Annotated in this window: 18 protein-coding genes; 10 read left to right on the plus strand and 8 right to left on the minus strand. The window is 45.8% G+C overall.

Features of this window, described 5'->3' with window-relative positions; translation table 11 throughout:
- Positions 1 to 86: 86 nt before the first annotated feature.
- Positions 87 to 323 (minus strand): hypothetical protein, encoded by a 237-nt coding sequence (locus tag JGK07_RS25320; RefSeq protein ID WP_293193207.1) that lies wholly within the window; start codon positions 321 to 323, stop codon positions 87 to 89.
- 94 nt (positions 324 to 417) lie between these two features.
- On the opposite strand from JGK07_RS25320, the gene JGK07_RS25325 reads away from it, so the two are divergent.
- Positions 418 to 1,143: a M15 family metallopeptidase gene (locus tag JGK07_RS25325; RefSeq protein WP_293193208.1), complete on the plus strand. Its 726-nt coding sequence runs from the start codon at positions 418 to 420 to the stop codon at positions 1,141 to 1,143.
- Between the two features lie 190 nt (positions 1,144 to 1,333).
- On the opposite strand, the gene JGK07_RS25330 is transcribed toward JGK07_RS25325, so the two are convergent.
- Positions 1,334 to 2,179, minus strand: coding sequence for an SH3 domain-containing protein (locus tag JGK07_RS25330; RefSeq protein WP_293197259.1), 846 nt, complete (start codon positions 2,177 to 2,179; stop codon positions 1,334 to 1,336).
- A gap of 451 nt (positions 2,180 to 2,630) precedes the next feature.
- Here JGK07_RS25330 and JGK07_RS25335 point away from each other — a divergent pair, with 451 nt between their 5' ends.
- Positions 2,631 to 3,998 carry an NACHT domain-containing protein gene (locus tag JGK07_RS25335; protein WP_293243039.1) on the plus strand — a complete coding sequence of 456 codons (1,368 nt, stop codon included), beginning with the start codon at positions 2,631 to 2,633 and terminating at the stop codon, positions 3,996 to 3,998.
- Between the two features lie 102 nt (positions 3,999 to 4,100).
- Complete coding sequence (locus tag JGK07_RS25340; protein ID WP_293179584.1) at positions 4,101 to 4,373, plus strand: type II toxin-antitoxin system HicB family antitoxin; 273 nt, start codon at positions 4,101 to 4,103, stop codon at positions 4,371 to 4,373.
- Between the two features lie 240 nt (positions 4,374 to 4,613).
- Here the strand turns inward: JGK07_RS25340 and JGK07_RS25345 are convergent, their stop codons facing one another.
- The 3 genes from JGK07_RS25345 to JGK07_RS25355 all read right to left on the minus strand — a co-directional run bounded on the left by JGK07_RS25345 (position 4,614) and on the right by JGK07_RS25355 (position 6,446).
- Positions 4,614 to 4,955: a Uma2 family endonuclease gene (locus tag JGK07_RS25345; RefSeq protein WP_325315049.1), complete on the minus strand. Its 342-nt coding sequence runs from the start codon at positions 4,953 to 4,955 to the stop codon at positions 4,614 to 4,616.
- The gene (locus tag JGK07_RS25350; RefSeq protein ID WP_293179581.1) at positions 4,952 to 6,079 is read right to left on the minus strand and encodes a transposase; all 1,128 of its coding nucleotides are present in this window, start codon (positions 6,077 to 6,079) and stop codon (positions 4,952 to 4,954) included. The genes JGK07_RS25345 and JGK07_RS25350 overlap by 4 nt, the downstream gene beginning before the upstream one ends.
- A 67-nt stretch (positions 6,080 to 6,146) precedes the next feature.
- The gene (locus JGK07_RS25355) at positions 6,147 to 6,446 is read right to left on the minus strand and encodes a Uma2 family endonuclease (RefSeq protein ID WP_293193210.1); all 300 of its coding nucleotides are present in this window, start codon (positions 6,444 to 6,446) and stop codon (positions 6,147 to 6,149) included.
- Positions 6,447 to 6,642: 196 nt separating this feature from the next.
- On the opposite strand from JGK07_RS25355, the gene JGK07_RS25360 reads away from it, so the two are divergent.
- From JGK07_RS25360 to JGK07_RS25375, 4 genes are all read left to right on the plus strand, one after another.
- Positions 6,643 to 7,626 carry an alpha-ketoacid dehydrogenase subunit beta gene (locus JGK07_RS25360; RefSeq protein ID WP_293193211.1) on the plus strand — a complete coding sequence of 328 codons (984 nt, stop codon included), beginning with the start codon at positions 6,643 to 6,645 and terminating at the stop codon, positions 7,624 to 7,626.
- Positions 7,627 to 7,819: 193 nt separating this feature from the next.
- Positions 7,820 to 9,229, plus strand: coding sequence for a protein translocase subunit SecD (gene secD, locus JGK07_RS25365; RefSeq protein ID WP_293179803.1), 1,410 nt, complete (start codon positions 7,820 to 7,822; stop codon positions 9,227 to 9,229).
- Between the two features lie 181 nt (positions 9,230 to 9,410).
- Positions 9,411 to 10,379: a protein translocase subunit SecF gene (secF, locus tag JGK07_RS25370; protein ID WP_293212619.1), complete on the plus strand. Its 969-nt coding sequence runs from the start codon at positions 9,411 to 9,413 to the stop codon at positions 10,377 to 10,379.
- 160 nt (positions 10,380 to 10,539) lie between these two features.
- A complete protein-coding gene (locus JGK07_RS25375) occupies positions 10,540 to 10,920 on the plus strand; it encodes a hypothetical protein (RefSeq protein WP_293197263.1) in 381 nt (126 codons plus the stop codon).
- Between the two features lie 111 nt (positions 10,921 to 11,031).
- Here JGK07_RS25375 and JGK07_RS25380 read toward each other — a convergent pair whose 3' ends face one another.
- Positions 11,032 to 12,579, minus strand: a complete 1,548-nt coding sequence (locus tag JGK07_RS25380) for an ATP-binding protein (RefSeq protein ID WP_293212621.1) — start codon at positions 12,577 to 12,579, stop codon at positions 11,032 to 11,034.
- Between the two features lie 404 nt (positions 12,580 to 12,983).
- The gene (locus JGK07_RS25385) at positions 12,984 to 15,800 is read right to left on the minus strand and encodes an AAA-like domain-containing protein (RefSeq protein WP_293197265.1); all 2,817 of its coding nucleotides are present in this window, start codon (positions 15,798 to 15,800) and stop codon (positions 12,984 to 12,986) included.
- A gap of 787 nt (positions 15,801 to 16,587) precedes the next feature.
- On the opposite strand from JGK07_RS25385, the gene JGK07_RS25390 reads away from it, so the two are divergent.
- Entirely contained in the window at positions 16,588 to 16,986 is a 399-nt protein-coding gene (locus JGK07_RS25390) for a DUF4342 domain-containing protein (protein ID WP_293179560.1), read from the plus strand.
- Positions 16,987 to 17,339: 353 nt separating this feature from the next.
- Here the strand turns inward: JGK07_RS25390 and JGK07_RS25395 are convergent, their stop codons facing one another.
- Positions 17,340 to 18,725, minus strand: coding sequence for a hypothetical protein (locus JGK07_RS25395; protein ID WP_293179557.1), 1,386 nt, complete (start codon positions 18,723 to 18,725; stop codon positions 17,340 to 17,342).
- Between the two features lie 646 nt (positions 18,726 to 19,371).
- Between JGK07_RS25395 and JGK07_RS25400 the strand changes: the two genes are divergently transcribed.
- Complete coding sequence (locus tag JGK07_RS25400) at positions 19,372 to 20,928, plus strand: metallophosphoesterase (RefSeq protein ID WP_325315047.1); 1,557 nt, start codon at positions 19,372 to 19,374, stop codon at positions 20,926 to 20,928.
- Between the two features lie 238 nt (positions 20,929 to 21,166).
- On the plus strand, positions 21,167 to 22,135 hold the full coding sequence (locus tag JGK07_RS25405) for a YegS/Rv2252/BmrU family lipid kinase (protein ID WP_293179551.1): 969 nt from the start codon (positions 21,167 to 21,169) through the stop codon (positions 22,133 to 22,135).
- The last annotated feature ends 291 nt before the right edge of the window (positions 22,136 to 22,426 follow it).

The raw sequence follows: 22,426 nt of genomic DNA on the forward strand, positions 1-22,426 counted from the left end.
CGGAGGCGGACTTTGTATGTGTAGAAGCGATTTCAATCGCCGATTCAATCGCCGATCGATGGAGGGTAACGAACCCGAATTTGGTATTACCAATCCTCATGGGGTAAGGACATAAATTGCATCTTTGCCAAGACTGGATCTAGTTCAGAGGATTCTTCAGAATAGACTTGATTTAGTTTGCTCAAAATTCGATCGCGGTTATGTCGCCTTACATAAGCCTGCAATGCTTTTGTATAAAGCTCACTGCGTGATAATCCTAACTGATTAGCCAAAGCCTCGGCTTCTTCAAAAACTAAATCTGGAAGTGAAATTGCAGTTTTCATAGTTTCCCCTGCTATCACGGTGACATCATAATATTGATTATACCACAGAAGAACGACCTCAATCTACTCTCTAAAACTTGCCATCAGAATAGCTATGAAATTTAAACGTTTTGGAAAATACCCGATCGCATTTATGTTAGTGTTGCTATGTGCGATCGGTCTGCACCATCCCATATTTGTCCGCGCAACGGAGTCGCCACAAGTGCAAATTACTCAACCAGAATCAAACCAGATCGCACCTGAAAGCGTTTTCATGAGTCAACTTCCTAGTTGGGCGCGACTTGTTGACATTCGCACCGTCAATCCCAACATTCGTCTTGATATCCGCTACGCCACTACTAACAATTTCTTGAAACGAAAACTTTATACAGTAGCAAAATGTGCTTTGAGAAGTTCTGTTGCTCAAAAATTAGCCCTAGTTCAAACAGATTTAGAAAAAATCGGATTGGGTTTGAAAGTTTACGATTGCTACAGGCCTTTTTCTGTGACTAAGCAAATGTGGGAGTTTTTGCCAGATCCGAATTATGTGGCTAATCCTGCTAGGGGTTCGCGACACAATCGCGGTGCGGCAGTGGATTTGACTTTAGTCGATCGCACTGGCAAAGAATTAGAGATGCCAACGCCCTATGACGATTTTACCAAAAAAGCTCACAGAGATTACAACGGTGGCAGCGCTCAATCTCGGAAAAATCGTCAAACGCTTGAAGATGCGATGAAAAAACAGGGATTTATCGGGATAAGCACAGAATGGTGGCACTTTGATTCGGAAGATTGGCAGAAATTTGCGATTTTAGATGTGTCGCTTTCTGAAATTCCTTAATTAGCTAAGACGGCGGTTAAAACCGCGTCTACACAAACTAAGACGGCGGTTAAAACCGCGTCTACACAAAGGAAGTCCGCCTCCGCGGACTGAAGAAGCTAACGTAATTTTCACCGCCCACTCTTCAACCGGCGTCCGGCTTGTTTTGTCTGTATAGACGCGGTTTCAACCGCCCGGTATTCTTGGGAATTTATCGGACTCGCACATAAAATTCGTATTCATAGCCACGGAAATTTGAGTCTAGTTGAAATGTGTAATTTCCAGTAACAGGGATTTTGCCCGTCCACTCAGTTTTCTTGCCTTGTGTATTCGGATCTTCTACTAAAAGTTTGCCACTAGGAGTGATAATTTGTGGGAAAACATCTTTCCGATTCTTAACCGTCATTGTTTGATTTTTAGCAGCCCGAATCTTGTAAGAATGAGTTCCACCGCCGATAATTCGACCTTTGACTATCGCTTCATCTCCCCCAGTCAAAAAATTAATCTGCTGGTTGACATTAGAACAACTGCTTTCGGTGCGATTTTTGGCAATCCAACCGGGCGGTTCGGTAATTCGCAGCCAACCATTTTGTTCTTCTGCGATGGAAACAAAGGTATTATTTTTCAGTTTTCCTACTATTTTGCTGTCGTTTACTTGCGGGTGCGATCGCACATTCAGCGGTGGATTCGGATCGCTAACTACAGCCATACTGATTTTACAGCCGGAATTGGGCGGTGTGACAACTACTGGGGCAACTTTTTGCTGCGAGAATCCAGCGATTAGCGGTGGTTGAAGTGCGGCACTTTTGGCTGGTTGAGGTTGAGATTTGGGGGCTTCCGCAGGCTGGGTTTCTACTTGCAGAGGTTCTGCTGGTTCAGATTCGGGGTTGTTCGCCGGAAGGAGTGAAATCTCGTTTCTGACTGCTGCTGGGGATTCTGGAAGGGCTACATTGGATTGTTGAATCGCACCCGACTGTATAGTTGCAGCAGCTACACCCACGGCTGTGGCTAGCCCTGCTAAGCCTGTAATGATGATTTGAGTAGAAGTAAATGGCATAAAAACCTCCTCTGTATTTATACTGATATTTTTGGTTGCGGAATTGACGCGATCGCCAGTCAAGTTATAGGGAAAATACGTAATTAGGCGGATTTATCAAGATTTTTCCGGGAAATTCGGGGCGACCACCATTGGATTTATAGTGAAAATACTTAATCAGGGCTCATGTTTCCGGATGAGTTCCTAAAATTTAACATTCATGATTGTCACAATAATTTTAGTCCGTCTATACTTGACACCTGTAGTGATGGTACTGTTGCTCTGAGCCAATTGTGTTCAACTCTAGCAACGTAAGCATCCAGCGCGAGGTGCAGTAGACCTCTTGCAAAAGTCCTTTTAATCAAATTTTGGGACGGGCTAGAAGCCCATCCCACAAGAAAAAAGATTTTTGTGGGATGGCTTTGAGCAGCGTCCTAACTATTTTTGCAAGAAGTCTAGTTTATTAGTTGTCATGTCAAGATTTATTCCTTTCCAATTACAACCACCTCGCGATCGACTGCTTTCGGAGGTGAAGCAGGAAGCCGAAGCCGGCCGATCGCAATCCTTGCATACTGCTGTGCTGGCTAACCTCAGCCAAGATTCGCAGCCTGTCGGTGTTAGCCGCTGTTGGGATGTGGAAGTGAAAGCGGGAAATCGTCCAAGTTTTCGGCTTCCAGCCAAAGCTAGCATTTCTCAAGTGTTCGATCGCACCAACGGCAAATTAGTCATTTTGGGAGCGACGGGTGCCGGCAAAACCACGACGCTGCTAGAATTGGCTCTGGTGTTAGTTTCGCGCGCCGAACAAGATCCTAATTTACCAATACCCGTGCTGTTTGAACTGAGATCGTGGAAAGCAGAATCTGGGGCGATCGCAGATTGGTTAATTGTTCAGCTTCAGTACAAATATAGTATCCCTGCGGCTGTCGGCAAAAAATGGCTGGCCGAACAAAAATTGCTACCTCTCCTCGACGGTTTGGACGAAGTAGAAATCCACCGCCAAGATAGCTGCATTCAAGCAATCAATCAGTTTCTTGAAAGCGAATTTCAACCCAAACATTTAGTCGCGTGCAGCAGTTTTGAAGCTTACAAAAACTGCCAGAGTAGATTTAAACTGCAAGCAGCAGTTTTGCTGAAACCTCTGAGCGAAACTCAAATTCAAAATTATCTCCTAGAAGCCAGAAGCCGCGAACTTTGGTACAGCATAGAGAAGGAGCCGGAGTTGTTAAAATTAGCAAAAGCTCCCTTATTATTGAGCATGATGGCTTTGGCTTACGATGATATTTTAATTGAATCTTGGAAGCGGATCACTTCCACAGAAGAACAGCGCAAATATCTGTTAACTGCTTACATCCGCCACCAAATGACTGGGGAAGTCAAGCAGTATCCCAGAAATAAGGAACTGCGGCCAGAACAAATTCGCCGCTGGCTGGGATGGTTGGCGAGAAAGATGGAACAGCAAGGAATTCAAGAATTTTACCTCGATCGCATCTCGTCGAGTTGGCTGCAAACAGGCGAGGAACAGCGCAAGTATCAGTTTGGAGTTAAGCTGTTGGGCGGGCTGATTTGGGTAATTTTGGGAGTAATCGCCACCCTAGTCTCCGGCTCGATTTGGGGGTTGATTGCGGGTGCTGTGGCTGCGGTAATTAGTGCTGTGTTGCCGCCAATTCCGGCGATTGATAGTTTGATATTGCGCCTCGTGCTGTGGTCTAGCGGTCATATTCCTTGGGATTACCAGCGTTTTCTGGATGCTGCGGGCGATCGACTGTTACTGCAAAAAACGGGCGATCGACGTTATCGATTTATTCACGATTTGTTGCAGAAGCATTTTGCTGAGATATAAATGTAGTAGCTTGACAAAAACAAATATAATAGATGTAACTGTGAAGGAGAGCTAAATACCCGAGCGCTAAATATTCGACAAGCAAAAGGAAACTAAAACTCAATGACTGTAAAATTCATTCTGAGTGAATACGTCGATCGAGCAATGACTGAGGCTATGTATGACAAACTTGAAGATCGTAGCTTTGTCGGCAAAATTCCTGTTTGCAAGGGAGTCATCGCCTTTGGCTCAACTTTAAAAGAGTGTCAAAATGAGTTGCGATCCACTTTGGAAGACTGGATTTTGCTAGGGTTAAAATTGCGACACCGTTTGCCCGTAATTGACAATATTGATTTAAATCAGGAGCCTAGCCTTGAGCCGTTGGACACCTTGTAAGCGTCGAGAATTTATCCAGAAATTACAAGAGCTAGGCTTAGCTGACCCTTTTTCTGGAAGCAAGCACCAGTTTATGATTTATCATGAGTATCGCTTAACTATTCCTTCTAATGACGAGTATTCTGTTCCTCAGTTACGGATGATGATTCGAGAGGTTGAGGAGATTATAGATAGGCAAATTACTCTAGAACAATGGAATAGCTTGTGAACTAGCACACACTAATCCTGATTCAAAAAAAATTATGGTATTTTTGCCATCTTAAATACCTGTTCCGCAGTAAATTCTAGTCCATCAAAAAGTGGATCTTTTAATAGAGTATCTCCCATATAAGTCTGCGGTGCTGCATCGGGGTAAAAAACTGTAATACTTCTAGCCTTGCTATCAACTACCCAAACCCGCAATACCTTAGCATCCAAATAATTTCTCGCTTTCGCAGCTAACTGACCGAAAGTTTGTTCTGGTGAAATAATTTCTATGACTAATTCCGGGACGACAGGACAGGCTTCATCTTGATTCCAGTCTGGAGATAAGCGTTCTTGACATACTCCCCGGCGTAAACGCACTCTTGATTCTAAGGTCAAACAGCAATTGCAGGCAAAACCTGTCTAACATAGCCTAACTTAGCGGTCGATGCCCCAACCGCACAAATATTTTTAGCAGCATTTTCATCTCGTCCATTCACAGATTGACAAGATGGACAACGCCATTCTCTTACCGATAAATCTAGACTTTCTAAAACATGACCACAGGCAGAACAGGTTTTGCTAGATGGATACCATCTATCTATAAAAACGATCGCTTTTCCTTTTTTCTGAGCCACCCATTCTAAAATCTGGAGAAACTCTCCAAAGGCTAAGTCTGATATTTTCCTGCCCCAAAGACGTTGCATTCCTTTCAAGTTCAAGGTCTCAAAACACAAAATGTCAAATCTATCTGTGAGGTGATGGGCTAGTTTCCAGAACCAGTCAGTACGACGATTTGAAACATCTTCATACTGACGAACTAAGTTCTTTCTAGCTTTCTCTCGATGATTTGACCCTTTAACTTTTCTTGAATGTTGGCGACTGGCTTGCTTGAGCTTGTTTAGGGATTGCTTGAGGAATTGAGGGGATTCAATTTGGGTTCCATCGGAAATAGTCAGGAAGGTTTTTAAGCCAAAATCAAATCCAGCAATTCTACTCGTCTCGGATTTGATTTTGGGTTCTCTTATTTCTGGGTCCACAACCACCATCATAAAGAGTTCACCTAGAGGCGATCGCTTGATAGTTAAGGTTTTAACGGTTCCTTCTATTTCCCTGGAATTCCAATACTGATAAACCTGATTTCCAATCCTAACTCTGTTGCCTAAGAGAAATTTGTATCCGGCTTGCTTTAGAGTAAAAGATTTGTATCTTCTAACTTTCTTGAATCCCGGCGGTCTTACTCCCTTTTTATTGTGCTTAAAGAATAGTTGATAGGCTTTCTCGATGCGTTGACAGATATCCTGAACGGCCTGAGAGCCTAGTCGTTGCCAGAAAGGTTTACGCTTCCGTAGTTTAGCTATATGAGCTTGAAGTTTAGAGCAGTTTAAGTGTTTTCCCCACATTCTGTAGTACCTTTTATGTAGGGCAATACAGTGGTTATAGATCACTCCGGCGGCGTTAATTGACCGCTTGAGAAATCTATTCCGCTTATGTTGATACAGCTTAAACTTCAGGGTTTTCATGTTGGCATTTTATCGCGGATTCAGGAGAATCCCAAGAAAAATTAAGAAAAGTTAAGAAAAAGCCGTCCTAGAAGGACGGGGCTTTAGACCCAATTTCTCGGTAAGAAACATATAAAAAATCTGGGACTGGAACCCAATCTCGCCCCATTCTGGTTAATTTAACTGCCCATTCTACACCAATTTCTCCCCGTTCTTCACCCCACTGTTCGAGAATTTTTATCAGGCTTCTGGTGAGGCGAGAATGAAATTTTTTCGGTGACATCTTCGGTACTGCTTGATTGTCAACAAGTTCGTAGGTTATATCTCCTTCTCCTTCGGGGAGACTGAGAAACTCTTCCAGAGTTAGTTCAGTTTTTGTCTGGAACATAATATTCCTCTGCTGTGAGCGGGGGAATTCCCGCCTGTCTAGTTAACTTAAATATTGATTGACATAATACAAATATTATGATATATGTTGGCCAAATCTCCAGTCTTAACTGCCAAATGTACGATCGCATCCTCACCGACACCCCCAAAAGGTTAAGATTCTAATCTGACCTCCTGCAATCATTGCTTCACCTCCTATGGCAGAAACCCTATTGTTCAACGCCCTCCGCGAGGCGCTAGACGAAGAAATGGCCCGCGACTCCTCTGTATTCGTACTCGGCGAAGACGTAGGTCAATACGGTGGTTCCTATAAAGTCACCAAAGACCTCTACGAAAAATATGGCGAGCTCCGAGTCCTCGATACCCCGATCGCCGAAAATAGCTTTACAGGCATGGCAGTAGGCGCAGCAATGACGGGATTGCGGCCGATCATCGAAGGCATGAACATGGGCTTTTTGCTCCTCGCCTTCAACCAAATCTCCAACAACGCCGGAATGCTGCGCTACACCTCCGGCGGCAACTTCAAAATGCCGATGGTAATTCGCGGCCCAGGCGGCGTGGGCAGACAACTCGGCGCCGAACACTCCCAGCGGTTAGAAGCCTATTTCCAAGCAGTACCGGGTTTGAAAATTGTCGCCTGTTCGACTCCCTACAACGCCAAAGGACTCTTAAAATCAGCAATCCGCGACGATAACCCGGTACTGTTTTTCGAGCACGTTTTGCTTTACAACCTTAAGGAAAATTTGCCAGACACAGAATATTTAGTGCCGTTAGATAAAGCGGAAATTGTGCGATCGGGCAAAGATGTCACCATCTTGACATATTCGCGGATGCGCCACCACGTCCTGCAAGCCTTGCCGGCACTCATGAAAGAAGGTTTCGATCCAGAAGTAATCGACCTAATTTCTCTCAAACCCCTCGACATGGACACCATCGGCGAATCTATTCGCAAAACTCACAAAGTAATTATTGTAGAGGAGTGCATGAAAACCGGAGGCATCGGCGCTGAATTAATTGCCTCAATTTGCGATCGATATTTTGACGAACTTGACGCACCAGTTTTGCGGCTGTCTTCACAAGATATTCCCACACCTTACAACGGTAATTTGGAAAGATTGACAATTGTCCAGCCAAACCAAATTGTCGAAGCTGTCCAAAAAATGGTAGGTTTGCGAGTATAAATAGTCAGTTGACAGTTGATAGTTGACAGTTGATAGTTGACAGTTGATAGCTGCCCTTACCAATTACCAATTGCGAATTACCAATTACCACTGCCAACTAATTACTGTCCCTGGTAAACTGCCAACTACCTCAACCGTGCAGGAATCCACAGTCTCACCAACTGTCAACTGTCAACTGTCAACTACTATAAGTATGCAAAAACAACGTTCATTATTAGCCCTAATTTTTGTTTTGATCGTAGCCGCTATTACTGTGATAGCAACAATTCCGACGCGGCTGGGATTAGACTTGCAAGGAGGATCGCAACTCACAATTCAGGTGAAAACTACCAAAGATATCCCGAAAATTGAAGAGCGGGATCTAGAAGCAGTGAGGCGAATTATCGAAAACCGAGTTAATGGTTTGGGAGTCTCCGAATCAGTTGTACAAACCGTAGGCAGCGATCAAATTCTGGTTCAGTTGCCTGGAGTAAGCGATCCGCAACAAGCGGAACGGGTACTCGGCGGTACGGCACAGCTAGATTTTCGGCGCGAGACACCGCAAGAAGGAGCTTTTTTGAAGGTTAGGAAAGAGGAACTTGCTGGAATGCTGGGAAAGCAGCAGGAGTTGCAGGCAAAAGGAGATGCTAAGGCGATCGCAGACAACCAAGCTGCGATCGACAAAAAGAATCAGGACATTAAACAGCTTACCGCCAACCTTTACGAACGTACCGAGATCACCGGCAAAAACCTCAAAGATGCTTTCGCCACATCCAATTCCTTAGGCAACACCTATGCTGTAGCGCTACGGTTCGATACTGAGGGGGCCCAAAAGTTTGCCGAATTGACCAAAAGCATTGCTGGTACAAACCTCACCCTAGGCATTTTTGTAGATAACGAACTCATTAGTGCTGCGACTGTTAGCGATCAGTACAAACAAACAGGTATCACAGGCGGTAATGTCGAAATTTCGGGCAACTTTACAGCACAGAAGGCTAATGACTTGGCGGTGCAATTGCGCGGCGGTGCTTTGCCCGTGCCTGTCGTAATTATTGAAAACCGCACAGTAGGTGCCAGCTTGGGACGAGACAGCATTCAAAGCAGTATTAATGCAGGCATCGGTGGCTTGACTTTAGTCTTGATTTTCATGGTTGGCTACTATCGACTCCCCGGCGTAATTGCCAATATTGCTCTGTTAATTTATGCTTTGTTAACTTGGGCCGCTTTCGTGCTGTTGGGGGTGACATTAACGTTGCCAGGAATTGCTGGTTTTGTGCTCAGCATCGGGATGGCCGTGGATGCTAACGTGTTGATTTTTGAGCGCACGCGGGAAGAGTTGCGGGCGGGGAAGACGCTTTATCGATCGGTAGAATCAGGTTTTTACCGCGCTTTTTCCAGCATTTTAGACGGCAACGTAACTACACTGATTGCTTGTGCTGCTTTGTTCTGGTTGGGGGCTGGTTTAGTCAAAGGGTTTGCTGTAACGCTGGCCTTGGGCGTCGCAGTGAGTATGTTTACTGCTCTTACTTGCAGTCGCACTCTAATGTTGGTAGTCTTGGGCTTTCCCAAATTACGCAAACCCGAGTGGTTTTGTCCCGGTTTGTCGAAAACAGTTAATAGCTAATAGCTAGTAGGTAATGGGTAATGGGTAATTGGTAATCGATAAGATTGGCTAAGTAAAAATTGCTAAAAATCAGTTGTAAATTAATTCGCAATTCGCAATTACCAATTTCCAACTCGCAATTACCGATTACCGATTACCGATTACCGATTCCCAATTCCCAATTCCCAATTCCCGCGAAATTATGCAATTCAGTGTTATCAAACAGCGATCGATCTGGTGGAGTCTTTCCGCCGCTATAATCCTTGCAGGTATAGTGTCGATGGCGATTTCTTGGACTCGTCCCGACATCCGCGCACCGCTGCGCCCCAGTTTGGACTTTATCGGCGGCACTCGGCTGCAATTTGAACTCGACTGCACGAAACCGGAAAATTGTAAACCCATCGATATTGCTGCTGTCCGCCAAGTCCTCGACACCCAAGGTTTGGCCGGCAGCAGCATTCAAGTTATCGGCAAAGAACAGCGCGGTTTGTCCCTGCGGACTAAAACTTTGGATGTCGAACAGCGGACTAAGTTGCAAACAGCTTTGAGCGATAAAATAGGCGCTTTTGCTCCTCAATCTATTCAAATTGATACGGTTGGCCCTACTCTCGGCAAACAGTTATTTACTTCCGGCTTGCTAGCTTTGTTCCTTTCTTTTGCTGGCATTACTCTTTATCTGACGTTCCGGTTTCAGTTAGATTATGCCTTTTTTGCTTTTGTTGCTTTGTTTCACGATGTCTTAATTACCCTGGGCATTTTCTCAATGTTGGGTTTGGCTATAGGAGTGGAAGTTGACAGTTTATTTGTGGTTGCGCTCTTGACAATTATCGGTTTTTCTGTTAACGATACAGTGGTAATTTACGATCGCGTGCGGGAAGTAATCAAGCTAAATCCCGGACAGTCGATCGATCAAATTGTCGATGATGCCGTCATGCAGACTCTGGGAAGGTCAATTAACACGACCATGACGACGCTGCTGACCTTGTTTTCCATCTTTTTGTTTGGCGGCGAAACCCTCAAATACTTTGCTTTAGCCTTGATTGTCGGCTTTATTGCTGGTGCATATTCCAGTATTTTCATTGCTAGCACGCTGCTAGCTTGGTGGCGCAGTCGTACAGGCAAATCCATCGCCGTCCCCGCAGAAGGAATTAACCCATCAGAAGAAGTTTAACGATTGTTGGTCATCAGTCATTAGCGATCGAGCTGTTGACTGGTGTTATTGTAACCGCGCCAAGACGGTTAGGACGTTCTCGCGTTGCAATTTCCCCATGCGGTCGATTGCAACTTCGGTCTTCCTTCTTCCTTCTTCCTTCTTCCTTCTTCCTTCTGCCATGACTAATGACCCAAATTTTCAAATTGAAGTCCAAAGGCTTCACAAACTAACAGTTTACGGCCGCTGGTTAACTGTGATATTGCTGTGGATTAGCGTCGGTTCTTTGAGCATTTGGAGTTTGCGTCACGAAATCGATTTGTGGTTAGAAAACTTTACTTGGGCGGCGGTGCGCTACGGTTTATATTTTCACCGCTGGCCCACTCTCGGTTTGGGTATATGTTTGGCGATGACTTTAGCAGTGCTAACTTGGCACAGTCGCAACATCGTGCGAGGATTGCCCCTGCGGGAAAAACAGGGTTTGGAACAACAAGTGCGCCGCATTCGCCAACAGGGGCCGAGTCATGTTTTGTGGAAGTGGGTTTGCAAAGGTAGTCCGTAGTCAGTTGACAGTTGACAGTTGACAGTTGACAGTTGACAGTTGACAGTTGTCATGAGTGCTGTCCCCGCTCGCTTTCGAGCTAGTGCTGTCCCCGATCGCGAACAGCAGTCATCAGGCAAACCGAGGTAACATATGTGGTGGGGAAAACTGTTGAAGTGGAATCTCGATCGCAAATTCAGTTCCTTTTTCCGGTTCGGAAAAGCACTTCAATTCGCCACCGTGCTGATTGACAACAATTTCATAGCTAATTGACAATCCCAAGCCCGTTCCTTTGCCCACAGGCTTTGTGGTAAAGAAAGGGTCAAACAACCGCTTCCGAACATCTTCTGTCATCCCCGGGCCGTTGTCAGAAATCTTAATTATTACCTTTTTGCCCTCGACTAACTCCGTGCGAATCAGAATCGCAGGCATCAGATGGCTAGAATTAGAAATTGAAGATTGAGTGTTTGTACGGGAATTATTTTGATCGCCTGCTTGCGAATTTTTCTGGGTTTTCCCATCGACATTTTCGTGTTTGTTCCACTCAACAAGAGCGTAAATGGCATTAACCAAAATATTCATAAATACCTGATTTAGCTGTCCGGGATAGCACTGCACCAGCGGCAATTTGCTATATTCTTTGTGAATTGCGATCGCCTCCAGTCCTGGTTTCCCTTTAAGCTGGCTTTGCAAAAGCATAATTGTGTTGTTGATACCGTCGTGAATGTTGACCTGCTTCATTTGGGCTTCGTCTAACCTGCAAAAATTCCGCAGCGACAAAACGATATCGCGCACCCTTTCTGCACCTTGCTGCATTGAATCAAACACTTTGGGTAAGTCTTCCAGCAAATAATCGAGTTCGATGTTTTCTGATTCCGCTTCAATTTCTGGGATAGATTCGGGACAGTGCTGCCGGTACAGAGAAAGCATCCGCATTAAACCTTCGGTATACTCTTTAGCGTGGTGCAAATTGCTGTAGATAAAGCCGATGGGATTGTTGATTTCGTGAGCAACTCCTGCTACTAACTGCCCCAAAGAAGACATTTTCTCTGTTTGAATTAGTTGAGTTTGAGTGCGCTGAAGTTCCAGGAGGGCAAGTTCGAGCTGTTGGGCTTGATGTCTCAATTGTGCTTGGGATTCCCGCATCGCCACGGTTGCTAACTCGTGAATCTGCAACTGAGAAAGCAGTAGTTGGTGAACGTCTAAAAGTTGGTAATTGTCCGGCTCTACCTGAACTACAATGGGTTCGTGGATCAGTTCGGGCGATCGCTCTAGAGACTGCCGTACTGCCTTCATAATAGAGGTTTTGCGATCGAGAACCAAGATATCAGTTTTAGTAAAGCGGTACAGGATGAACAAAGGCTGTTGAGAAAATAACTCCAAGCTGTAGGGGCGACTCATGTGTTCAAAAAAACGTCGGCGCGAAATCATCCCTGCAAACTTTCCTTTCTCAGTAATGATGATGCCGGGAAGTAAAGGATTAGATTGAAAAATTTTAGTAACTTCGCCACCCAGACACTCTGACTCCAGGAGAAAGTTGTACAGGGTTAATTCCTCTAGAGTCGATCGCAAACCGAGCGGCGATTTCAGGGGACTTACCCCATCAGTTTCATACACTGCTCCCTCCTTTGGTAATTGGCAGTTGCTGTTGGCTGCTGGAGTATTGCGTACTATTTGCACTGCTTTTTCTACTCTTTTGATAGCTTGGCAATCAACTCTACTCGGCTCGCTCCAATCGAGTTAATTTAGCATGATTTTTTTCTTTAATCGTGCTGTTGTCACCCGAAACGATATAGCAGGTTAGATTAATTTAACAGTAGATACCTTTGCAACCTGACTACTTAGTAAGTTTAATCTATCCCAAATTCTACTAACCAGAATCTAGCACTTATCACTAGCTTGAATGTTTCATAACATGAATTTGGTTCAGATTGATAGACATCCGCGATCTGGGCGAGGACATTTGCTATTACCCCTTACCTAAAATTATATGACAATCCAGAAAAGAGTAGCGACAAATCTGGAGCCGATCGCCCGCCCTGACAATTCAACCGCAACCTGTTTCTGCTAATTGGCACAAAATGTCAATTGTCAGTTTTTTCGCACAAATGCCGATCGCTCTCAACACCCGGATTGTATTGCAGGTAGTCTCCTAGCCAGCGACAGCCGACGGCGAGCAATGTGTCAAGTTCGGCACCTTCTACTTTAGCAGGATCGAGACTCCAAAGCTTCACCGACCCATCTTTCCCGGCAGATGCTAAAGTTTTGCGATCGGCACTAAAACTCACACTCCACACATCCGCTTGATGTGCCCTAAAAGTTTGCAGCAAAGTCCCGTCGCGGCGCCAAAGTCTCACATTGCCGTCAGTGCTGCCCCCTGCCAGCAACTTGCTGTCTTTACTCCAACTGACATTACCCAAAGCTGCTGTAGAATCGAGAGTTTTGAGCAACTTGCCGTCAGTATTCCAAACTTTCACCTTCCAATCGTGACTAGCTGAAGCAATCCTCTCACCGTCTGGCGAGAAATTGCAGCCCCACACTTCATCTCCGTGTCCCAAAAGAGTTTTCTCAAGTCGAAACAGTGTTTTCCCGCTGCGTTTCCAAAGTTTGACAGTTCGATCTTGACTGGTGGAAGCCAACATATTACCGTCGGGACTGAACCTGACTGATGTAACAGGTCTAGTATGTCCTTTTAAAGTATGCAGCAAAACACCGCCTGCATTCCAAATTTTAATAGTTTTATCCGAACTTGCAGTAGCAATTAGTTGAGAATCATGGCTAAAACTTGCACTCCAAACTAAATCTTGATGTCCTTTCAAAACTTGCTGCAAAGTTCCGTCGCGGCGCCAAATTCTGACAGTTTTGTCAAAACTTGTAGAAGCAACTAACTGACTGTCAGGACTAAAAACTACCTCAGTAATTGACTCGGTGTGTCCAGGCAAACTCAAAATTAACTTACCGTTAGGCTGAAAGAAATTCACCAACAATTCGTCAGTCGCACTCACAATCAACTTGCCATCCGGGCTGAAATTAGCCGTGTGTCCCTTAAGCAAACGATTGCGTTCTCTAACTGCATTTACCGTTCGGTGCAGTATATTTAGTGTCTGTGCTTTCAGCGTTGGGGAAACTTCTATCTCTCGCATTTTTTTGCCAGCACTGACTGCTGCGATTAAAGCTCCTAGCTGATCGTAGCTTAGGGAAATATCGGCGGTAGAATTGAGTGCTTCTATGTGGGTAATTATTGCTTGTCTTTTTTGATTTTCAGCTTTCTGGGCTACTCGCTGCACCTGCACGAGCACGCTACCAGAGATAGCAGAAATTACAGCGAGTGCAAACAAACTAAATTGGACTGTTCGCTTGGCTTTTTGCTGAGCTTTAGTCAAAACTAAATTTGCTTCGGTTAATATTTGCGAAGCTGCTTTTTCTAGTTCCAAAGCTCTTTGAACTTCCAGATTTTCTTGTTCTTGGCTAGCCGAGAGGAATTGATAATCGCGATCGCTCAAACTTTTGTCAGCCGCCCAGATTAAGGCTTCTGCGAGAGCTCTGCCTTGCAGCAAGCGGGAAGCGTCTGTGTGGTTGGAGGCTTCCCAAGCGCAGATAGACTCGGAGTAAGGCAGGAGCTTTGCTAATTCTTGGTGTATCCATTCCCGATTAAAAACAGACGCATAAATTTGGTTGTAAACTCTCAGTTTTCCTCCATCTTGGACGATTAAACCTGACAGTAAAAGTTCCATTTTTTGGGAACTGTATTTAGCTAAATTATATTGAGCAATCGACTCTTTTGCGGTATTTTCTGCGCCGTTTGGCAGAGTCATATCTGCTAAGATTTGTTGGTAAAGTCCTAGCAAACGGCCGATGCGCTCTTGATTTCTCAGGAGGCGATCGCGAATTGTCTTGAGATGTTCGGGTTCGTCTTGAAATTCCCAGTTTTCTACGGTGCTAGACTGCACTAATTCGGCAATAAATAATTGACAGTTGGCTGGGCTATGGCAATCGCGGCTGGTTTCTGCTGCTAACTTCTGGGCAGTTAATTGACAAAGTTTTTGAGTAAGGAATGGCTGTCCTCCAGTCCAAGCTAAGATTTCTTTGAGAATTTCGTGGGAATTATCGATTTTTTCTGGCCATCCTCTGACTAAAGGTGTGGCTTCGGCAAGATCGAATCCTTTGAGTTCAATGGCGCGGCCGATATTAAACGGAGTTCGGGTTTTGTCAGAGATCAAATCTTGAGGAGTCGCTACTCCAAATAAGGCAAAAGTCAGGCGGTTGTATTCGGGATTTTCGGCGCGTTTGTTGTAGCAGCCGCGCACCCAGGCAAAAAAGTCGTCGCTGGAGAAGTTCAGGGAGAGAATGCTGTCAATTTCGTCGATAAAAATTACGATATTGCGATCGATCGCCGGAAGCAATACTTGTTCGATAAATTCATTTAATCTGACGGCTGGTGGCAAGTCTTCTCGATCGCGCCACCAAGTCTTGACATTCATTTTAATTTTAAAGCTATTGGCGAGAGTGGCTGTAAAACCCGCGTACCACTGGACGGGAGTTATTTGAGCCGTGCCAATTCCTGTGATGTCAACAATTGAGCAGGCAATATTTTCTGCTTGTAAGCGGCGCGCTGTTTGCACCCGCAGACTCGATTTTCCCATTTGTCGGGAGGTGAGCACGTAGCAAAAATTACCTGCTTTTAACGATTCGTAAAGTTCGCTATCTGCTGCTCTGGTGACGTAGGTAAGAGCATTCGCCTGCAAACTGCCACCAACTTGATATGCAAATTCTGTCGCTGCCAAATCGGACACGGGAAATAAAGGGGAAGCAGAAGGAAGAAATTCTATTTTAGCCGACTTTGCGCCAAGCTCAACTTCAATTTGAGATAATTGGTTTGGTTTCGATAATATTTCGATCATAATTACTACTGCTTCCCCTTTATTTTAAGCAATTCTCATTAGAAACTCTAGGATGTTCATGGGAGGAACCTCGGGAGGCCGGGTTTTGTGGGGCGATCGCAGTGACTTGGATAAAAATGACTGTTGAGGAAAGTAAGCGAGGATTTCCATGTGCGGTTTGCCGAACTAGATGTGTTAAATCTATACACGGCGGGGCGATCGCACTTTCAGTACAATGTCAGTATTTCAACCTCTACATCCGCTGAGTCTGAATATACAAGGTGTGAAAGTAGCTCTAATCCTGTGGCTGTCTCGCTCTGAGGTTGTTCGCGGGTGTGGCGGTAGGAGGCTCAGAGGTAGACAGTTAGCGTATTGGCACAAGCAGAGAGGGAGAGAGGGGGAGAGAGGGAGAAGGGGAGAGGGGAAGAGAGGGGGAAAAATCTTCCTTCTGACTGATGACTGATGACTGATGATTAATGACTGATGACCAACTGCCAATTGCCAACTGCCAACTGCCAACTATCAACTATCAACTATAGCCTTTCTCAGAAAGATGAGGTATGACCGACAGCTTATATAACCGATTAAATCAAGAGGGCCTTCTTCCCAACAACGTCCGCGAATATGAGAGCTAGATCCGCTATATCAACTATCAACTATCAACTGCCAACTGCCAACTGTCAACTGTCAACTGTCAACTGAACAGCAGCAATATCACCCAAAAGTATGATTGATGGATAAAAAGTTGCGTGTTATTATTCTAAATAATTCTATACAAAAATACTTTTACCGAAAAGGAGAACAAAAAATGGACACACCTACAGATCGCGTACAAGAACCTGTCGGGGCAAGAGAACTCGAATCAATACCTGTATCGGGAAAAGTTTCTGCCGAAAAAGTTACTGAAGTTCAATTTGACGCGACTCCTTTAGAAACCCCTACTTATACTCAGGACAAAGTTAGCGTCGAGGAGTTGAAGATTAACGGCGACGATTTGGTTGCTAAAGTTAAAGAGCTGATTCACGAAGGGAGTATCCGCCGCCTGATTATCAAAAATGAAGAGGGACGGATTTTAGTAGAAGTTCCTCTGACGGTGGGAGTAGTCGGCGGAGTCATCAGCGCGACTTTGTTTCCAGTGATTGCAGCAGTAGGAGCGATCGGTGCATTAGTCGCTCACATGACGATTATAATTGAAAGAAAAGAATAATAATAACTCAGTCGCGATTACTGCTAATATCCGGTTAATTTCGCGCGATCGAGCTTGTTTCTTGTGAGGACTAAAGTCCTCTTTTTTTGAATCAGGACTTACGCAAAAAGTGTTTTTATGGTGGAATTATAGCGCAATACCGTTCAGTTAAGCCAGATCCCCCCTAGCCCCCCTTCCCAAGGGGGGGACAAGAAGTTGCTCAAAGTCCCCCTTTTTAAGGGGGATTTAGGGGGATCTCCTCGGAGTAAACAGTTAACCCAAGCGTATTGAATTATAGCGGTAAGGTGCACGAGGTGCAGAGCGCACCTTACCAAAATTAGGTTGTGCGTAAGTCCTGATTTTGCCAACATATGCTAAGAAACTGTTTGGTGAGCTAGCTTAACTGTTCCTAAAGCCGTCTTCCTGCTGTCAAAGAGTTTCATAACCCCGGAGGAGATGGTATCGATGACATCGGGAGCGCAGTAAGACAGAAACTCTTCCGACGAAATGTGACCGGCAAAGAATTCTTGAGCTTTCTTCAAAAAGTTTTCGGTTTCTGCAAAGCCGATAGATTTGATAATAAACGTAGCCACGGGGGAGTTTTTAATATCATAGGGAGATTCTTGATTACGTCCTATTGCTAACAAATCTAAAACCTCTTTTTCCAACTGACTTTCTAAGGGGTAAGCGATTTGTCTGTTGGGCAAGTAATCTTCCAAAACCGATGTTTTAAATCCTGGTGCGCGCAATTCTCCCATCATTGTCGAAAGCGGAATGTCGCGCCCCAAACGGTAGGAAAGAGCTTCTAAAATTGCGATCGTAATTAGTTTGATACCCAGATAAAGTTTGGCGACTGCGATATTTTTTCTAGTTTGGGCAATCATGTGAGCGTAGGTTTCATTGTCCGGTTCTTGCATAAACTGCTGAAAAACCAGTTCTGGTTTGAGGAAGTTTAAAAATCCTTCCATCTTTTGCAGAGATTTGCGATATCCGCCCACGGTATAGGAATTGACATTGCTCAATTCGTGGTTGGTTTCTGGCATCAAGTTCCAGGTATTGTCTAAGAAATTAGAGGAATTTGGAGAGGCAAAATTCTCTACATCCCGATTGGCTAACCTGACCGAACGCTTGACAATTTCTGCTGTTTCGGCATCAGTCCATCCGAAATTCAAATCGCGATTTACACTTACCAAGCGCTGGTGCAAAAGTTCGATCGCACTCAAACCGCTGGCCGAAATCGGACGAAAAGGAATCGTAGCTTCGATGCAAGCGGCAATTTCGGCGATCGTACTTGCAGGCAAAAAAGGCTCCAAAGATTTGGCAGCAATCACGGCACTCAAGAATTCGTTCTGGCCGGCAAACGGAGAGAGAATCTTGCCTGGAACAAACCCAAAGACAGAGGCCACCAGGTGATACATGGCATCGTCGGGTAGTTCGGTTCGATCTCTAATCACTAACTGCGATCGCACTTCTTGGACAAAAGGACAAAGGGCGCTGCTGATATTGAAACTTACGCCCTGATCGACTTGGACGTACACGAGGTCGTGAAACAGCGCAGCCAGTACCTCGATCGGATCGACTGACCCTCCGACCTCAAAAATGTGTTCCGACGTGTGAAAGTAGCGCCAAGGCCCCCTCATCGTTTGAATGATGAGCTCTGCTATCTGCTCCAGCTTCGGAATGTCTACTCGACCTCCCAATTGCTCGATCGACGCTACCAAAGCATCCAGACACCGTTTTTGTTCTCCGAAAAGCTCCATTTACGCACCTCCACTACATTCCCTGATTGTCTTGGGCTTGATTGAATGGTATCAAAACGCGCTGCGATCGTGCCATCGCTCGTGAGTGAAAACTTGTTTTTGTCAGAAGTCCGATCGGGGGGTAAAAGCCAGAGGGGAATACAGGGAGAGAGGGAGAGAGCGCCAGAAGAGAATTAAAAATTAAAAATTTGCCGCGATTCTGGGAACTAAAAGGTTCTGTATCATCAATAACATTAGATTTGAGCGGATACCATTTTAGATTTTAGATTGTGGATTGAAAAATTGCAGGATTGAAAAATTGCAGGATTGAAAAATTGCAGGATTGGGAATGACTTATGACTATCGGGGTTTGGATCGCCGACAAAGCAAAAGCAGTTGCATTTTTTTTAACAATAGTGAGTTTACAACCGCCCGATCGCTAAATCTCAAAAAAACGCGGTTTTTCTCAATCTGGGTCGATCGACTTCTAGGGAAGCAGAAACCTGGTTGTAGCCCGCACGCGCCAGCGATCGAGCGATGTTCAGCTTTTAGACAGAGGTAAACACCCGTGCGATCGCTGCAAGATTAACTAGGAACTGAGCAATTTGGGAGACTAGGTGGCGTGAAATTCGTGTCCGACCCGCGAATAACAGTCAAAATCCGCAAAATGAACGAGCGGGTGCGGTGGCAAGAAAAGTCGATCGCCGATCGGGGAATTGACCAAACTAAGATGGTTTTGGACGATCGAACCGATGACTGTCCTGAATTTTCATTTTTAGTCGCAGGCGACAGCGGCACCGGCAACCACCGCGGCCACAACCCGCAGCGGCAGGTTGCCGAGTTGATGCTGCGGGAACGCCAAAGTTGCCGTTTTGCTCTGCATACGGGCGATGTAGTTTATCTGGTGGGTTCGAGTGAATATTACTTGCAAAACTTTATTCGCCCCTACCGAGAGTTTATCGTCGGCGGCGAGCAACCATCTCGGATTGCTTACGATCGCATGGTGTTCAACTTTCCGTTTTTGCCCGTACCGGGAAACCACGACTACTACGACTTGCCGATATTCTACGGAATTCTCTCTGCGACTGCTTTGCCGCTGCGGAGGCTGCTGGGTTCCAAGTTAGATCTCGATGTCGGCTGGCACGGTTCGGAGATCGGAAATGCCTACGCCAAAGCCTTTCTCGACTACCTGAGGGCTCACAAATTGCCGGGAGAGCTCGATCGCCACCTAGACGCCCACTACACCGCCAGCACCAGCACAGGCCGCTGCATCCGCTACCAACCCGGACGCTTTACCCGCTTACCCAACCGCTATTACACGTTTCGCAGCGGGGGTATCGACTTCTTCGCCCTCGACTCCAATACCTTCAACGAACCCTTACCGATCCCGAAAACCAAAGAGGGCGAGATTCGCCGCCAAAATTTGGAACTCGATCGGCAAAAGTTGGAACAAGAAAAATTGGAAATGCTCGAAATGTCCGATCGGCTAAACCCGGAAATTCCCGAAGAAGCCGAAAAGCTAGACGACTTGAGCGCCAAATTAGAGCAAGTTGACGAAATGCTGATGGATATCGACAAACAACTGTCGCCCGACAGAACAGCCTCCACGGACGTTGAACAACTCGAATGGCTCAAAAGGCGATTGATTGCATCTTGGGCAGATTCAGACGTGCGGGGGCGGGTAATGTACTTGCACCATCCCCCCTACGTAACCGAGGCGACAAAGTGGAATCAAGCTCAAACTTTGGCAGTTCGGCTGCGATTGCGCGAGGTACTCGATGCGGTGGCCGATGCAGTTGGGGAGGAGGCGCGGGGGCGTCCCCTAGTAGATTTGGTACTCACAGGCCACGCCCACTGTTTGGAATACCTGCGGACTGGGGATACCGGACACGGCGACTCTGGGATTAATTGGATTGTCTGCGGGGGAAGCGGCCACAGCCTGCGGCGTCAGCGCCCGGAAGGGCCGATATTGCAGGAAGCATCGAGCCCGGAAGCTTATCGGTTGGCGCGCGAGGCTGGTGCTGAAACAGCCAGCCGGCGGGTAGCGGAATCTTTGCTATTTGTCGGCCGCAGCGGCGAAGGTTCCCACAAACGCCGTCCTTATTCGTGTTTGCGGATTGATGTTCTTGACGGGACTCCCCCCAAGTTCAGAGTTCGACCTTTGGTTGTCGAACGATTTGAGGGGAAATGGCAGGAAATCGCGATCGAACCTTTTGTAATTTAACTTTCGCTTCTAGGTTTGTAGTGAGGACTTCAGTCCGCAAAAATTGGGAAGGACTAAAGTCCGAACGATCGAACCTATTTGGTTTTAGGTTTGTAGTGGGGACTTTAGTCCTCAGGAAAATAAGGACGAAAGTCCTCACTACAAACCAATTTAATTGTTGTATCTCAACAGGAAATAATATTACCAATTACCAATTACCCATTCCCAATTCCCCATTCCCAATTACCCCTTACCAACTATGAAACGTTCAGCTTGCCTAATCTTTAATCCCGTCGCCGGCAACAGCGACCCCGACCAAGACTTAGCGACAATTCAAGAAATGTTAGAGCCGTTTATTGACTTAGACATTCGGCTGACAACACCAGAATTAGATGCAGATCAACTCGCCCGCGAAGCAGTTGCTAGAGGAGTTCAGGAAATTATTGCTTCCGGGGGTGACGGCACATTATCAGCAGTTGCGGGCGCCATTGTGGGGACAAATATCCCTTTAGGAATTATTTCGCGGGGAACTGCGAATGCTTTTGCAAATGCTTTGGATCTTCCGAATACCATCGAAACCGCCTGCGAAACTATTTTGGGAGGGTTGACGCGGGTGGTGGATGCGGGGATGTGTAACGGTAAAATGCCGATGGTTTTGTTAGCTGGAGTGGGTTTTGAGGCGGAAACTGTCGAATTAGCTGATCGCGAAATGAAGAATCGCTGGGGAATGCTGGCCTACATTCTCTCGGGAATCAAACAGTTAAACAATTTAGAAAGATTTGAAGCCGAAATCGAAACCGAAGATAAAATCATCACCGTTACTGCGGTGGCCGTGACAGTGGCGAATGCAGCGCCGCCTACTTCCATTTTAGCTCAAGGCCCCGCGGGGATTATTTTCGATGACGGCTTGCTGGACGTGACGCTGGTGGCGCCTCAAAATAAAGCAGGGGCGATCGCAGCTTCTTATCACCTCTTACAAACAGCATTGAGCGGCAATCCTACCGATCGCGACGACATCGGTTATTTGCGCGCAAAAAAAGTAAAAATCAGTGCCGATCCGCCTCAAAAAGTGGTTGTAGATGGAGAAATTGTCGGCATGACTCCGCTTTCAATTGAGTGCATTCCCGGAGGTTTAACTATTTTCATACCGCGAGTTGAAGAAGATGTACCCGTGGAAAAACTGACAGGTTTAGCTGACATTGAAGTGACAATGAAACCCTTAACTTAAACATGACCTAGGCAACTCTTAAGGTACGTAGTTGCGCTTGGGCGCTCAAAGGTACGTAGTTGCGCTTGGGCGCTCAAAGGTACGTAGTTGCGCTTCAGCGCTCTCTTCTCTTAAGGTACGTAGTTGCGATGAAAGCGCTCTCTTAATTAGATATGAAAGAGCAGTATTCTGGAGGTACGTAGTTGCACTTCAGCGCTCTTTTAATTAGATATGAAAGAGCGCTGAAGCGCAACTACATACCTTAAGACCGCGTGGGCGCTCTTTTAATTAGATATGAAAGAGCGCTGAAGC

Source organism: Microcoleus sp. PH2017_24_DOB_U_A (assembly GCF_020738205.1).
Lineage (GTDB): Bacteria > Cyanobacteriota > Cyanobacteriia > Cyanobacteriales > Microcoleaceae > Microcoleus.

Coding starts and splice junctions, on each gene's coding strand:
- JGK07_RS25340 (WP_293179584.1), top strand. CDS start 4,101: ATGACTGTAAAATTCATTCTGAGTGAATACGTCGATCGAGCAATGACT.
- JGK07_RS25400 (WP_325315047.1), top strand. CDS start 19,372: ATGAACGAGCGGGTGCGGTGGCAAGAAAAGTCGATCGCCGATCGGGGA.
- JGK07_RS25385 (WP_293197265.1), bottom strand. CDS start 15,800: ATGATCGAAATATTATCGAAACCAAACCAATTATCTCAAATTGAAGTT.
- JGK07_RS25325 (WP_293193208.1), top strand. CDS start 418: ATGAAATTTAAACGTTTTGGAAAATACCCGATCGCATTTATGTTAGTG.
- secF (WP_293212619.1), top strand. CDS start 9,411: ATGCAATTCAGTGTTATCAAACAGCGATCGATCTGGTGGAGTCTTTCC.
- JGK07_RS25350 (WP_293179581.1), bottom strand. CDS start 6,079: ATGAAAACCCTGAAGTTTAAGCTGTATCAACATAAGCGGAATAGATTT.
- JGK07_RS25390 (WP_293179560.1), top strand. CDS start 16,588: ATGGACACACCTACAGATCGCGTACAAGAACCTGTCGGGGCAAGAGAA.
- JGK07_RS25375 (WP_293197263.1), top strand. CDS start 10,540: ATGACTAATGACCCAAATTTTCAAATTGAAGTCCAAAGGCTTCACAAA.
- JGK07_RS25330 (WP_293197259.1), bottom strand. CDS start 2,179: ATGCCATTTACTTCTACTCAAATCATCATTACAGGCTTAGCAGGGCTA.
- JGK07_RS25395 (WP_293179557.1), bottom strand. CDS start 18,725: ATGGAGCTTTTCGGAGAACAAAAACGGTGTCTGGATGCTTTGGTAGCG.
- secD (WP_293179803.1), top strand. CDS start 7,820: ATGCAAAAACAACGTTCATTATTAGCCCTAATTTTTGTTTTGATCGTA.
- JGK07_RS25335 (WP_293243039.1), top strand. CDS start 2,631: ATGTCAAGATTTATTCCTTTCCAATTACAACCACCTCGCGATCGACTG.
- JGK07_RS25360 (WP_293193211.1), top strand. CDS start 6,643: ATGGCAGAAACCCTATTGTTCAACGCCCTCCGCGAGGCGCTAGACGAA.
- JGK07_RS25320 (WP_293193207.1), bottom strand. CDS start 323: ATGAAAACTGCAATTTCACTTCCAGATTTAGTTTTTGAAGAAGCCGAG.
- JGK07_RS25355 (WP_293193210.1), bottom strand. CDS start 6,446: ATGTTCCAGACAAAAACTGAACTAACTCTGGAAGAGTTTCTCAGTCTC.
- JGK07_RS25405 (WP_293179551.1), top strand. CDS start 21,167: ATGAAACGTTCAGCTTGCCTAATCTTTAATCCCGTCGCCGGCAACAGC.